The sequence below is a fragment of the Actinocorallia libanotica genome, from assembly GCF_039525175.1.
In the GTDB taxonomy this organism is placed as follows: Bacteria; Actinomycetota; Actinomycetes; order Streptosporangiales; family Streptosporangiaceae; genus Actinocorallia; species Actinocorallia libanotica.
The window spans coordinates 1-13,009 of the sequence record NZ_BAAAHH010000053.1; the positions used below are offsets into that span (position 1 = coordinate 1).

Sequence of the window (13,009 nt, forward strand, 5' to 3'; positions counted from 1 at the left end):
CCCGGGCCGCCGCCACTCTCCGTCCCAGCCCGCCAGCGCTCTCCGTTCCGGCCCGCCAGCGCTCTCCGTCCCGGCCCACCAGCGCTCTCCGTCCCGGCCCACCAGCGCTCTCCGTCCCGGCCCACCAGCGCTCTCCGTCCCGGGCCGCCGCCGCTCTCCGTCCCAGCCCGCCAGCGCTCTCCGTCCCGGGCCGCCGCCGCTCTCCGTCCCAGCCCGCCAGCGCTCTCCGTTCCGGCCCGCCAGCGCTCTCCGTCCCGGCCCGCCAGCGCTCTCCATCCCGGCCTGCTGGCGCTCTCCATCCCGGCCTGCCGCCGCTTTCCGTCCCGGCCCGCCGACGCTCTCCATCCCGGGCCACCGGGCCGTTGAGCCGTCCGTGAGGCCGGAAAGGAGGCCGAGCGTCCGGGGGTCCGGGAAGCGGGCCGGTCTTCCGGTCTCCCGGACGACCGGGGAGCGGAACGGTCGTCCGGGGAGGCGGGACGGTCTCGACCGAGAGCCTGGAGAAGCGCGACGGCCCCTTCCCGGGTGGGGAAGGGGCCGTCGCGGGGGTGCGGGTCAGGCGCGCCAGTTGCGGACGAGGTCGCGCAGGACGACCTTGTCGAACTCCACGCCCAGGTCGGTCAGCTCCTGGGCGATGAGCTTGCCGTCGGGGCCGTGCTTGGCGACGAGGCGGTAGGCGTAGTAGGGGAACCAGTGGTTCTCGCGGATCTTGGCGACCTCGGACTTGTCGATGGCGTAGCCCTCGGCGGCGAGGTCCTCGCAGGCCTTGACGATGTCACCGGTGTGGCGGTTGAGCGCGTCGGTGACGATGGTGCGCATGCTGGTCGGGTCCGGCTGCGGCTTGAGGTCGGCGGCGGACGCCGGGGCCTTGTCCTCGTCGACGGTGGGCAGCAGGTCGACGAAGGTCTGCTCGGCGGGGGTCTCCGGCGCGGTCGCGGGCACCTCCTCGGGGAGGCGCTCGGCCGCCTGCTTCTCGGCCTTCTCCGCCGCCTTGGCCGCCTCCACGAGCGGGTCGGCCGGCTGGTCGACGGGCGCCTCGAGCTCGGCGACGCGCACGGCGCTCGCGGTGATCTGGCGCAGCTCGGCCGCGGCCTCCAGCGCCCGCTCCTCCTCCTGGCCCGGCATCTGCACGACGTACCGGTGCAGGGTGCGCAGCAGCACGAAGAGGCCGAGCATCGACACGATCGGGGGCACCGCCGCGGTCGCCTGGTAGGAGAAGTCGCGGTTCAGCACGTGGCCGACGTTGAACACCAGCGACGCCGTCCAGCCGGCGAGCGCGATGAACATCGGCAGCATGAAGTCCATCCAGCTGAGCAGGCTCTTGCGGATGGCGTACGCGTCCAGGGCGAGCAGGAAGAGGCCCAGCTCGCCGACGATGATGAACAGGTCGACCAGCAGCGGGAAGGAGGCTGCCTTCCAGCCGGACAGGCCGTGCTCCAGCGCCCACTCGTAAAGTCCGGAGTAGGACTGGGCGAACCCTCCGCCCGTCGCGATGAGGACCGCGGCGGCCATCAGGCCCACCGCAGCCCATCGAGTGACGGTTTTGGCCCTAACGGCGGCGCTCATGCGGATGCTCCACTCGACTCTTGAAATGACCTTGGAGGAGGATATCCCTCCCCTTGGGGATCAGGAGTCAACTTCAACTTCTTTGTCCGACTCGTTGCCCGACCGACCCAACGGAGGGTGATGCAGCGCATCGAAGCACAACTCCGCGTTCCGCGGAGCGTTCTTGCGCACACCGGTACCTCTCGCCCCCGCCCGTCCGACCCCGCCTCCGGCCCGCCCCCACACGCCGACCAGCGGCTTCCCCCACCGCACAGCCCACCCACACATAACGGGCGGATCCGACAGCAAGGAACCCCTCGTACGCGGACCCGCCCGCCGAGGCCGCGCTCGGCCCGGAGCCCGCTCGCATTCCACCCACCCGCACACGAACCCGCCGAACCCGCGTCACCCGCCGCACCGGCAGTCCGGACCACACGTCGTACCCGCTGTATTTGTCGTATCCGCCGTACCGGCAGACCGAACCACGCCGTACCGGCCGTACCGAACCACGCCGTATCCGCCGTACCGGCAGACCAGGCCATGCCGTACCCGCCGTATCCGGAAGGCCGGCAGGCCGGCCGCGTCGTGCCGGGGTCGGCGCGACGCGGCTCGGCTGCCGGGGATTCGTGTGGTCGCGCGGGCCGGGTCAGGGGCGGGGGGCTCCGCGGTAGGTGCCGAAGGACCAGAGGTTCCCCTCCGGGTCGCGGACGATGAAGTCGCGGGAGCCGTAGTCGGTGTCGCCGAGCTCGCGGACGACCGTGGCGCCGGCCTTGAGCGCGCGTTCGTACAGGGCGTCCGGTTCGTCGGTGACGGCGTAGGCGCCGAAGCTCCCCGGTGCCAGCCGGAAGACGGCGGCGGAGTCGTCGCGGACCGAGCCGAGCATGATCCCGCCGCCCGGCGGCCAGGCGAGTTCGGCGTGCTGGACGACGTCGCCCTCCCCGTGCACGGCGGTCTCCTCGAACCCGAAGGCCTCGACGAGGAAGGCGATCAGCCTGCGCGCGTCCCTGGCCTGAAGTGTGGGCCAGACCTGCGGTTGCGGTGTGTTCATGGGTTCAGCCTCCTTCCCCGTGCTCCTCCCCGTCTTGAACGAAACGGAACTCCGGCCCGAACTCCTCGGCCAGGTAGCGCAGCGGGGAGAGCCCCGCCATCGCGCGGAACTCCCGGGTGAGGTGCGCCTGGTCGGCGTAGCCGCAGCCGTGCGCGACCTCCGCCAGGCACGGCTCCCGTCCGGTGCCCAGCCTGCCGCGCAGCTCCGTCCGCGCCCGGTCGAACCGGATCACCCGCCCGGCGGCCTTCGGGGACAGCCCCACCTGCTCGCGGAACCTGCGGCGCAGGTAGCGGGCGCTCCACCCGAGCTCCTCGGCCAGCTCCTCGACGCGCGCCGCGCCGCCCGTCCGGTGCAGCAGCCGCCAGCCGTGGACGACCTCGTCGGCCACGCCCGGATCCGGCCGCGCCCGCCGCAGCAGGAACTCCTCGACGAGCCGGAACCGCGCCCTCCAGCCGCCGGTCTCGACCAGGCGCTCCCGCAGCTCGCCCACGCCCGCGAGCACCTCCTCGCCCGCCAGGACCGACCCCGTCAGCTCGCCCGCGGGCACGCCCAGCAGCGAGCGCGCCCCCAGCGGGCTGAGCCCGATCTGGACCCCGGCCTGGCGTCCGCCGTGCGCGAGCAGCACCGGCTCGGTGTGCAGCCCGCCCAGGACCACCCCCAGCTCCCGGACGCCCGTCTCCTCCACCACCCGGACCGGCTCCTCGAAGGACACGACCACCGTCAGCCACGGCGAGGGGACGCCGCGGTGCGTCCGCGGCGCCCCCGCCTCCTGGCGGTAGCCGCAGAGCTCCGCCACCCGGCCCCTGAGCACTCCCCCCGGGACGTGGGACACCATCTCCATTCCTCCACGTTAGGCACCGTCACCGACAGTCCGCGGGAAGAAGTCGGGCGGGCCCGTGGAAGGCCCGGCCGGTGCGGTCAGCGCACCCTCTTGCGCACCCCCGACCGTTCGAAGTCGAACAGGACGTTGTTGATCTGGAGCCCGTCCACGGCGCCCCGGAAGGCGTCGTCGGTGCCCTTCTGGATGGCCACGCTGAGGCTGACCACCGCACGGGGCATCTTGGACCTGAGCTCGTTGAACGAGCAGGGGACGGCCAGGGTGCAGCCGGTGACCCCCGGGATGGGCCGCGACGACCCCCACCTGTTGCCGGGCGCGGTGGCGTCGTACTTCTGCCACACGTGGCGGGCCTGGGTCGCCGGCCGCGACGGGCTGAGCGACCGGTCCGGCAGGTAGACCAGGGTCGTGTAGGGCAGGCCCTCGACCCGGCTGTCCACCTCCATGGAGAAGGAGGGCAGGATCGTGCTGGTCCCGATGTCGACACCGGTGAAGATCCAGTACTTCACCGACTTGATCCGCCGCAGCGGCATCCCGGCGAAGTCCGTCTCGTTGCCGTAGGCGACCTTCTCCCCGGCGTCGACCGTCAGCCCCAGGCTGCCCCGCCCGTAGGGCGGCGGCTGCAGGGCCGGGTACTCCAGGTAGGAGCGCCCGTACGGCCCCATCCGCAGCTCCGCGACCGGCGACCCCGACGAGTTGCGCCCGATGACGCCCCACCGGTCGGCGGGCTGCGCTCCGGCCGCTCCGGGTGTCTGCACGGCCGCGACCAGCCCGGCGGCCATCACCCCCGGCAGCGCCCACGCCAGACGTCTGGTGATTCTCACGAATTCTCCTCGAATGACGAACGATCCGAAGCCTCGAATCCGCGGTACCCATCCCCGCTCGGCGAAGTGGCAAATCAACGACCCCTCTCATTGACCATTGATTTACTCGCCAAACCACCACAGAAAAGAGACCGACCCCCTTACTTTCCGCTTCCCCACGCCCTCGGCATCATTTAGACTTCCCTCCCGCCACACATTTTTCCGACGAAAGGAAGTCCGTGCTCCGCCGGCTCCCCCACCTCCTCACCGCGGCGGCGCTGGGCGCGACCCTGCTCTCCGCGCCCGCCTCAGCCCTCCCCGCCGACCGCGCCGCATACCTGGGCCCCCAGGGCTACGGCGCCCTCAAGCTGGGCATGAGCCTCAAGGCCGCCCGCAAGGCAGGACTCGTCACCAAGCTCACCAAGGCCCAGGGCCCGAGCTGCGGCTCCTTCACCATGAAGAAGACCAAGGCGAGCGTCTACTACGAAAAGAAAAGAGGCGTCACCGCTATCTTCGCCGCGAAATCCACAAGGACCCCGCGCGGCATCAAGATCGGCGACAGGCTCAAGAAGGTGAAAAAGGCCTATCCGGGGCTCAAGGCCGGACCGAACACGCATTACGTGCGCGTGCCGGGCAACCGCAAGGCCGACTACATCTTCCTCTTCGACTCCGCCGACCGGCTCTACGAGCTGACCCTGGCCCTGCGCCCCGTCCGCTGCTTCGGCTGACGCCCTTCGGCCGGGCTCCGGCGCGGTTCCGGTCCCCCTCGACGAGCAGGAGCCGCTGCTCCGGGCCCGGCCTTCCCCTCCCCGGTCTTCACGTCCCCGGCGCCCATCGGCTCACCGCCGCCCCGCGGAAAGGGCGGCCCACGTTACGTACGCTGGTGCGCATGACACCCGAGCCCGACGGCCGTTCGATGCGGGAGCGCATGCTCGCCGGCGACCTGTACCTCGCCGACGACCCGGAGCTGGCCGAGCTCGGCCTGCGCGCCATGGACCTGGTGGACGCCTTCAACACGTCGCCCGCCCGCGACCCGCGGAACCGCCGCCGGCTGCTCGCCGAACTGCTGGGCGAGATCGGCGAGGACACCGAGATCCGCCCGCCGCTGCGCGTCGACTACGGCCGCCACATCCGCATCGGCGCCCGCTCGTTCGCCAACTTCGGCCTCATCGCCCTGGACGTCGCCCCCATCACCATCGGCGACGACGTCCAGATCGGCACGAACGTCCAGCTGCTCACCCCGACCCACCCGATCGACCCGGACCTCCGCCGCGCCAAGTGGGAGGCCGCCGAACCCATCGCCATCGGCGACAACGTATGGCTGGGCAGCGGCACGATCGTCCTCGCCGGAGTCACGATCGGCGAGAACACCGTCGTCGGCGCGGGCTCCGTGGTCACCCGGGACCTCCCCGCGAACGTCGTGGCGGTGGGCAACCCCGCCCGCGTCATCCGCACGATCGAACCGGACACCGCATAACCGTCACCGCCCGCCCCGGACCGTGACGCCGCGCTCGAAGCCGTCAGCACACGTCCGCCCTTCGCCGGGGGCCGGATCAGGCGGGTTCGGGGAGGAAGTCGGCGCGGACGCGGGGGAGGCTGTCGGGGTGATGTTCGCGGATCCACGCGATGAGCTCCTCGCGGACGGCGCAGCGCAGGTCGAAGGCCGCGGAGCCGTCCGCGGCGCTCATGAGGGCGCGGACCTCGACGAGGCCGTTCTCCTGGACGTCGGTGACGGCGAGGTTCCACACCTCTCCGTCCCACAGCGGATGGGCGCGGACGAAGTCCGACAGGCGGGTGCGCAGGTCGGCGACCGGGACGGTCCAGTCGACCCGCAGGAAGACCGCGCCGATGATGGCCTCGTCACGGATCGTCCAGTTCTCGTAGGGCCGCTCGGTGAAGTAGGAGACCGGCAGGACCAGCCGGCGGCCGTCCCAGACCTGCAGGACGACGGTGTTGAGGGTCAGGTCCTCCACCTTCCCCCAGTAGCCGTCGACGACGATCACGTCGTCGACGTGCAGGGCGTCGCCGAAGGCGAGGATGACCCCGGAGAACAGGTTCCCGATGGCCTTCTGCGCCGCGACGCCGGCGATGATGCCGAAGAGTCCCGCGGAGGCCAGCACCCCGGCGCCGATGCCGCGCACCGCGTCGAACGTGAACAGCATCCAGCCGAGGGCGATGACGACGGCCAGCGCCGTCACCACCCGGTTGACCAGCATCACCTGGGTGCGCGCCCGCTTGGCGCGGGTGCTGCCCACCCCGCGCGACCCCGTCACCCCCTTGACCACGGCCCGGGTGACGACGTGCACGACGCGGATGACGAGCCAGGTCATCGAGGCGATGAGCACCAGCACGATCAGGTGGTCCACGGCGCCCGCGAGGTCCCCGAAGAGCTGCTCGTCCAGGCGGACCACCCCGTCCCCCGCGTCGACGCGTATCGTCTTCAACGTCGCGCGTGAGACGAGGGAGCCGACGACGACCGCGCCCGGCACGGTCGTCCGGCCCGCCAGGTCCGACATCTGCGGCAGCCTTCGGCTCAGCCTGCGCGCGAGGAGCTTGCCCGTCAGGAGGACCAGGCCGATCGCCAGAAGAACGATCGCCAGCCCCAGAGGCGGTCCGATCACGGTCGAGGTGGGATCATCGGAGGGCTTCATACCCATCCAGGCTAGATAGATTCGCCCAATATCTACCAAACAGCGACAAAGAACACTCTCCCCGCCGGGAGCCCACCCGGTCACGTCGCCGCGACACCCTGCCCGGCAGGTCCAGGACGAACGCCACGCAGACGACGCCGACCAGGCGGCCACAAGGGCACCGCGGCGACCGAACTCGTCTACCGGATCTTCCCGCGCGAGATCGAGGAGTCCTGGTCGGGCAGAACGGCGGAAGCCCCGTCCGGGGTGATCGGACGGGGCTTCCGGAGTGGGTGGGCGTAACTGGGTTCGAACCAGTGACTCCTCGCTTGTAAGGCGAGTGCTCTACCGCTGAGCTATACGCCCCCATTGATCGGGCAAGTCTACCCCGCCCGGGAGGCGGTCGGAGCCGGGGTCGGCGGGAGAACCGGGGAGGGGTGGGAGGCGTCTCATCAGGTATCTGAAGGAGGCGGTTCTGATGGACTTTTTCTCGGTCGTGCTGGTCGGGGTGCTGGTGGTCGGGGTGCTGGTGGTGGTCCTGTCGGCGTCCGGGCGGGGGCGGCGGTCGGGGTCGCGGAGGAGGTCGTCCCACGGGTCGTCGGGGGACGGGGACGGCGGCTTCTTCGACTTCGGGCCGGGGTCCGACTCGGGGTCCTCGGGGTGCGGCGGGGGCGGGGGCGACTGAGGTGGGAAGCGCCGGTGACGGGGAGAACCGAACGCTTCCCGCGGGCATCCCAGTGAGCAGAGAAGCCGCCCCGCGAGAGAACGGCACACGGCCATGAACGATCTCACCTTCCTCTTCTTCCTGATCCCCGTCCTGATGGTGCCGACCGCCCTGCTGGCCCTGTGGCTGGTGATGCGCCAGCAGCGGCAGATCCAGCGCGATGTCTTCGGGGAGCAGAACGTCCCGCTGTTCGCCGCGCTCTTCCCCACCTCGGGGGCCGGCCTGCGGTACCACGCGCAGCAGTACGGGACGAGCGGGTCCCACCAGGGCGCCCGCGGAGGCTCCTCCTCCTGGGACCACGGCGACGCCTTCTCCTCCGCCGGCCACGGCTCGTCCCATGACCACGGTTCCCACCACGACCACGGTTCCTACGACTCCGGGTGCTCCGGCGACTCGGGCTCCAGCGGGTCGTCCGACTCCGGTTCCAGCTGCTCGTCCGGTTCCGACTCGGGCTCCAGCAGCTGGTGAACGCCACCCGCCGGACCCGGCCGGCGGGAACCGGAACGCCCGTGCCGCTGAAGGCGCCGAGCCCGCCTTCCCGAGCCGTCCTGCGGCGCGCGGCGTCGGCTTCAGCGGCGGGTCAGGAGTCGCCCTCCTGCTCGGCGAGGAACTGCTCGAACTGGGCGGCCAGCTCCTCGGCGGTGGGCATGTCGGCGTCCTCGGCCAGGAGGGAATCGCGCTCGGAGGCGCCGGCGAACGCGTCGTACTGCTGCTCCAGGGCGCTGACGACCTTCTGGACCTCGTCGGAGCCCTCGACCTGGGACGCGATCTCCTTGTCGGTCTCGGCGGCGGCCTCGCGCAGGGCGTCGCCGGGGATCGCCAGGCCGGTGGCGTTGATCACCGTCTCCAGGGCGGTGACGGCCGCGGCCGGGTAGGCCGACTGGGCGAGGTAGTGCGGCACGTGGACGGCGAAGCCGAGGGCGTCGCGTCCGGCCTCGCCCAGCCGCAGCTCCAGCAGGGCCGCGGCGCTGCCGGGCACCTGGACCTTGCCGAACGGCGACTTGGGCCAGCTCAGCAGCTCCGGACGGGTGCCGTGCGCGGTCAGGCCGATCGGACGGGTGTGCGGCACGCCCATCGGGATGCCGTGCACGGTCACGCTCAGCCGGACGTCGAACCGCTCGATCAGCGACTGCACGGCGGCGGTGAACCGGTCCCAGGAGCGGTCGGGCTCGGGCCCGTCGAGCAGCAGGAACGGCTGGCCCACCGTGTCGTGGACCAGGTGCAGCAGCAGTTCGGGCTTGTCGTAGGACTCCCAGTGGTCGCCGTCGAAGCTCATCATCGGCCGGCGCGCCCGGTAGTCGATCAGGTCGTCCAGCTCGAAGGAGGCGACCACCCTGTGCTCCAGGGTCTCCAGGATGTGATCGCGTACCAGCCTGCCCGCGGATCCGGCGTCCATGAAGCCTTCCAGGCGGTGCAGCAGTACCGGACGGTCGAGCTCAGGCGGCTCGGCCTCCAGCCGGTACAGATCCTCGGGGCGCAGCGGACCCACCTCCCAGTCGACGTATGTCGGGGCTTTTCAGGGACCAACATAGTGCAGGGAGTGTTTCATCCCGGGTCACGAAGCCTTTTCACGGGCACGGCCCCGTGCGGCGGGCGGCGGGCGGCGCGCACGGGGCCGTGAGGGGCGGGTCAGGACGCGGGCCGCACCCGGTCGGCGTTGATCAGGTGGTACAGCAGCAGGAGCTGGGTGATCGCCACCGGGTCGCTGCGGTCGCCGTCGGCGAGCCCGCCGAGCCCGCCGGGCAGGGGCGTGTCCACGTCGAGGCGCTCCCAGACCGCCTTCTTGACGATCTCCGCCTCCTCCGGGGAGACGTCCCCGTGGACGTGCAGGGAGTCGACGGGGCGCCCGTCGGTGTCGCGCAGCAGCCGCAGGTGCAGGGCGTCCGCGCCGCGTACGACCTCGTCCAGTTCGGGGTGGTCGATGGTGGGCCGCAGCAGCAGCTCGGCCGACAGGGGCGCGCCGGGCGGTTCGTCGCGTCCGGCGAGCGGCCCGAAGCGCACGACGATGTCGGCGTGCCTGCGCTGCGGGCGGATGAACGCGGCGCTCTCCAGTTCGCGGCGCCGCAGCTCCTCGCGCACCTGTTCGGCGGTGTAGCCGCGCCTGGTGGTGTCGCGCCGGACCTTCCAGGCGTGCCGCTGCTCCTCGGGGGGGTCGAGGTAGACGGTGATGTCGAAGCAGGCGCGCGCCATCTTGCTGTAGAGCGGCAGCAGCCCCTCGACGATGACGAAGTCCCGCGGCTCGACCAGTTCCGGCCGCACGAGCCTGCCGCTGCCGTGGTCGTACACGGGTTTGAGGATGGGTTCGCCCATGGCCAGCAGCTGCAGGTGCTGCTCCATCACCTCGATGTGGTTGCAGTCGGGGTGCAGGGCGGTGAACGGTTTGTTCCGGCGTTCCTCTCTGTCGTAGCGGTGGTAGTCGTCGACGCAGACCGCGGTCATGCGGTCCTCGCCGAGGCACTCGACCAGCCCCCTGGTCAGCGTCGTCTTGCCGGCGGCGCTGTCCCCCGCTATCGCCAGCATGACCGGACGGCGGCCTGTGTCACGGGCACGCAGCATGTGCACGATCCGATGGGGCACCCTGTCTCCTCCTCGGTCCGGTTCTCACCGCGAAGGTAGGCCGGGTGTGAGAAGCGCACCTCACCCCCGGGTGGGAAGCGGGGGGTGAACGCCCTCCCCCCTTACTACTCGCCGGTAGCGAATGTTGTTATGTTGCGGGGATGGCCGCCCCCGTAAGGGTCGTGCTCGTCGACGACCATGAAATGATCCTGGCCGGGCTGCAGGCGATGCTCTCCGGTTTCACCGGCAGAGTGCGCGTCGTCGGACAGGCCGCCGAGCCCGCCGAGGCCAACAGGCTGGTCGTGTCGCTGAGACCCGACATCGTCCTGCTGGACGTACGGCTCGGCCAGCACAGCGGCCTCGACCTGTGCCGGTCGCTGTCGGCGACGGCGCCGGGCACGCGGATCGTCTTCCTGTCGGTCTACGACGACGAGCAGTACGTCTTCGAGGCGTTGCGGGCCGGCGCGGCCGGCTATCTCCTCAAGAGGGTCGACGGCCTGGAGCTGGTGCGCCGTCTGGAGGAGGTCGCCGTCGGCGAGACGGTCGTCGATCCGACCCTGGCGGGGCGGATGGCCGCCAGCGTCGCCCGGCTGGGCCGCGGCGAGTTCTGGCCGGGAGCCAACCGCGGCCTGACCCAGCGGGAGAGCGAGGTGCTCTCGCTGCTGGTCGGCGGGCTTTCCAACCGGGCGATCGCGGCGCGGCTGCACCTGTCGGAGGAGACCGTGAAGAGCCACCTGCGCACCCTCTACCGCAAACTCGAGGTGGCCGACCGCTCCGCCGCCATCGCCGTCGCGCTGCGCGAGGGACTCTTCCGGTGACCGGACGGGCCCGCGCCCTGGAACTGCTCGCGCGACGGGACCAGGCGCTGCTCGTCCGCGTCGCCGACGTGGCCTGCGCCGATCGCGAGCTGGACGGCCTGGCCTCCGGGCTGACGGAGCTGGTGCGCTCCGCCACCGGCTTCACGTCGTGCCAGCTGTACGTCCTGGACGACGAGGAGCGGACGCTGGAGTGGGTCGGCGCCGCTCCCCTCCCGGACGCGACGCCCCCTCCCGTACTGCTCGGTGACGACTTCGTCGGCTGGTGCGCCGCGCACGGCCTGCCCCGCGCCTACGAGGGCGGCATGGTCTTCCCCGTCCAGGACGCGAAGGACCGCGCCCTCGCCGTCATCCGGACGCACACACCCGGCGGCGCACCCTGTGCCGAAGACGACATCTCCATAGTCGACGCCCTGGCGGCGCTGTTCGCCCCGGTCGTGTGCTCGGCTCGGCGGCTGCGCACGGCCAGGGAGCGCGAGCACTCCGCCGAGGAGTTCGCCGAGCGGGCCGTGGAGGCGCAGGAGGCCGAGCGGGGGCGGCTGGCCCGCGAGATCCACGACGGCATCGCCCAGCGGCTGGCGAGCGTGGGCTTCCACCTGTCGGCGGCACTGCGCGCCCTGCCTTCGGCCGTTTCCGCCACGGACGAGGCCCGCCGCCAGATCCTCGTCGCCCGCCGCCTGTGCGACCTGGCCTCGGCCGAGACCCGCGCCGCGATCGGCGGCCTGCGCCCGCCCGTCCTGGACGACCTGGGCCTGCCGGCCGCGCTGGCCGGGCTGGCCCGCGAGGCCGACGCCCGCCAGCCGTCCCTGGACGTCACCGTCACCGTGACGGGCGAGCTGGACGCACCACTGCCCGACCACCTGCAGACCGCCCTCTACCGCATCGCGCAGGAGGCCGTCGGCAACATCCTGCGCCACGCCAAGGCGATGTCCGCCGACATCCTCCTGGAGTACGAGCGCGACCGGGTGCGCCTGACCGTCGGCGACGACGGCGGCGGCTTCCACCCGCACCGGCCCGCCTCCGGGTCCTACGGGCTGCGCGGCATGGCCGAACGCGCCGAGCTCCTGGGCGGGCGGATGACCCTGCAGTCCCGTCCCGGCGAGGGCACCACCGTCCGCGCCGTCCTGCCCCTGCGCTAGCCCGGCGCCCAGCCCGAGTCGACCAGGTGGCGCACGAACACCCGCGTCGTGGCCGTGGGGTGCGGTCCGGCCACGGCGTGCCAGGGGCGCAGCAGCGGGGTGCCGGGAGCGTCCACCACGCGCAGGCGGCCGGCGGCCAGCTCCCTGTGGACGGCGTCGCGGTGGCTGAGCGCCGCGCCCAGGCCCGCGGCCGCGCCCTCGATCACCGCCCCGTTGGAGCCCAGGACGAGCGTGGGCGGGGCCGCCTCGTGCTCGGCGAGGTAGGCCTCCGCGGCGATCCGCGTGCCCGATCCGGGCTCCCGCATCACCCAGGGGGTGGTGGGCAGGTCGAACGGGACGCCGGGGGCGGCCACCACGACCAGCTCGTTCGTCCGGGTGGCCAGGACCGTCACCCGGGCGCCCGCCGGAGGCCGTCCGCCGAGCACCAGGTCGGCCTCGTGCGCGGCCAGCGCCGCCCCGATCCGGCGGCTGGGGCCCACCTCCAGGGCCAGCTCCACCCGCGGCCAGGCGTGCCGGAAGGCGGCCAGCAGCGCGGGCAGCACCTGGTCGGCGGCGGTCGTGACGGCCGCCAGCCGCAGCCGCCCCGTCCCCGGTTCGTGCTCGCCGCGCGCGGCGGCGCGCGCCTCCTCGTGCAGGCCGAGCAGCCTCCTGGCGTAACCGGCGTACACCTGCCCGGCCGGGGTGAGGACGACGCCGCGGCCCGCCCGCTCCACCAGCGGGACGCCCAGCTCGCGGGCGAGCGCCGCAACCGACGCCGAGACCGCCGACTCGCTCACGTAGAGCCGTTCGGCGGCGGCGCGGACCGAGCCGGTGTCGGCGAGCGCGACGAACGTCCGCAGTCTGGATTCAGTCATCGCTTGAGATTCACCCCGAAACACTTGATGGACAGCACAAGTGTCGCCCTCACATGATTGCCT

14 protein-coding genes and 1 tRNA gene are annotated in these 13,009 nt (G+C 72.2%); 6 read left to right on the top strand and 9 right to left on the bottom strand.

The window, feature by feature from the left end; all coding sequences use genetic code 11:
• Nucleotides 1-552: 552 nt before the first annotated feature.
• From ABD140_RS36080 to ABD140_RS36095, 4 genes are all read right to left on the bottom strand, one after another.
• Complete coding sequence (locus ABD140_RS36080) at nt 553-1,563, bottom strand: DUF2637 domain-containing protein (RefSeq protein WP_344246808.1); 1,011 nt, start codon at nt 1,561-1,563, stop codon at nt 553-555.
• A 625-nt stretch (nt 1,564-2,188) separates the two neighbouring features.
• Nucleotides 2,189-2,590 carry a VOC family protein gene (locus ABD140_RS36085; protein WP_344246810.1) on the bottom strand — a complete coding sequence of 134 codons (402 nt, stop codon included), beginning with the start codon at nt 2,588-2,590 and terminating at the stop codon, nt 2,189-2,191.
• Nucleotides 2,591-2,594: 4 nt separating this feature from the next.
• Nucleotides 2,595-3,431, bottom strand: coding sequence for a helix-turn-helix domain-containing protein (locus ABD140_RS36090; protein WP_344246812.1), 837 nt, complete (start codon nt 3,429-3,431; stop codon nt 2,595-2,597).
• A 77-nt stretch (nt 3,432-3,508) separates the two neighbouring features.
• Nucleotides 3,509-4,249 carry a hypothetical protein gene (locus ABD140_RS36095; protein ID WP_344246814.1) on the bottom strand — a complete coding sequence of 247 codons (741 nt, stop codon included), beginning with the start codon at nt 4,247-4,249 and terminating at the stop codon, nt 3,509-3,511.
• Nucleotides 4,250-4,467: 218 nt separating this feature from the next.
• Here ABD140_RS36095 and ABD140_RS36100 point away from each other — a divergent pair, with 218 nt between their 5' ends.
• Both ABD140_RS36100 and ABD140_RS36105 read left to right on the top strand, forming a co-directional pair.
• Entirely contained in the window at nt 4,468-4,956 is a 489-nt protein-coding gene (locus ABD140_RS36100) for a hypothetical protein (protein WP_344246816.1), read from the top strand.
• A gap of 161 nt (nt 4,957-5,117) precedes the next feature.
• Nucleotides 5,118-5,705, top strand: a complete 588-nt coding sequence (locus ABD140_RS36105; RefSeq protein ID WP_344246818.1) for a sugar O-acetyltransferase — start codon at nt 5,118-5,120, stop codon at nt 5,703-5,705.
• 76 nt (nt 5,706-5,781) lie between these two features.
• Here the strand turns inward: ABD140_RS36105 and ABD140_RS36110 are convergent, their stop codons facing one another.
• Together ABD140_RS36110 and ABD140_RS36115 are read right to left on the bottom strand one after the other, a co-directional pair.
• Nucleotides 5,782-6,879 (bottom strand): mechanosensitive ion channel family protein, encoded by a 1,098-nt coding sequence (locus tag ABD140_RS36110; protein WP_344246820.1) that lies wholly within the window; start codon nt 6,877-6,879, stop codon nt 5,782-5,784.
• Nucleotides 6,880-7,152: 273 nt separating this feature from the next.
• A tRNA-Val gene (locus ABD140_RS36115) sits at nt 7,153-7,224 on the bottom strand.
• 112 nt (nt 7,225-7,336) lie between these two features.
• On the opposite strand from ABD140_RS36115, the gene ABD140_RS36120 reads away from it, so the two are divergent.
• Both ABD140_RS36120 and ABD140_RS36125 read left to right on the top strand, forming a co-directional pair.
• Nucleotides 7,337-7,543, top strand: a complete 207-nt coding sequence (locus ABD140_RS36120) for a hypothetical protein (RefSeq protein ID WP_344246822.1) — start codon at nt 7,337-7,339, stop codon at nt 7,541-7,543.
• Nucleotides 7,544-7,636: 93 nt separating this feature from the next.
• Nucleotides 7,637-8,050, top strand: coding sequence for a hypothetical protein (locus tag ABD140_RS36125; RefSeq protein WP_344246824.1), 414 nt, complete (start codon nt 7,637-7,639; stop codon nt 8,048-8,050).
• Nucleotides 8,051-8,162: 112 nt separating this feature from the next.
• On the opposite strand, the gene ABD140_RS36130 is transcribed toward ABD140_RS36125, so the two are convergent.
• Nucleotides 8,163-9,071: a proteasome assembly chaperone family protein gene (locus tag ABD140_RS36130; protein WP_425544190.1), complete on the bottom strand. Its 909-nt coding sequence runs from the start codon at nt 9,069-9,071 to the stop codon at nt 8,163-8,165.
• Between the two features lie 140 nt (nt 9,072-9,211).
• A complete protein-coding gene (locus ABD140_RS36135) occupies nt 9,212-10,159 on the bottom strand; it encodes a phosphoribulokinase (RefSeq protein WP_344246826.1) in 948 nt (315 codons plus the stop codon).
• 140 nt (nt 10,160-10,299) lie between these two features.
• On the opposite strand from ABD140_RS36135, the gene ABD140_RS36140 reads away from it, so the two are divergent.
• A complete protein-coding gene (locus ABD140_RS36140; RefSeq protein WP_344246828.1) occupies nt 10,300-10,956 on the top strand; it encodes a response regulator in 657 nt (218 codons plus the stop codon).
• Entirely contained in the window at nt 10,953-12,092 is a 1,140-nt protein-coding gene (locus ABD140_RS36145; protein ID WP_344246830.1) for a GAF domain-containing sensor histidine kinase, read from the top strand. Before ABD140_RS36140 ends, ABD140_RS36145 begins: the two co-directional genes overlap by 4 nt.
• Here the strand turns inward: ABD140_RS36145 and ABD140_RS36150 are convergent.
• The gene (locus tag ABD140_RS36150) at nt 12,089-12,946 is read right to left on the bottom strand and encodes a LysR family transcriptional regulator (protein WP_344246832.1); all 858 of its coding nucleotides are present in this window, start codon (nt 12,944-12,946) and stop codon (nt 12,089-12,091) included. The genes ABD140_RS36145 and ABD140_RS36150 overlap by 4 nt on opposite strands.
• Nucleotides 12,947-13,009 lie beyond the last annotated feature (63 nt).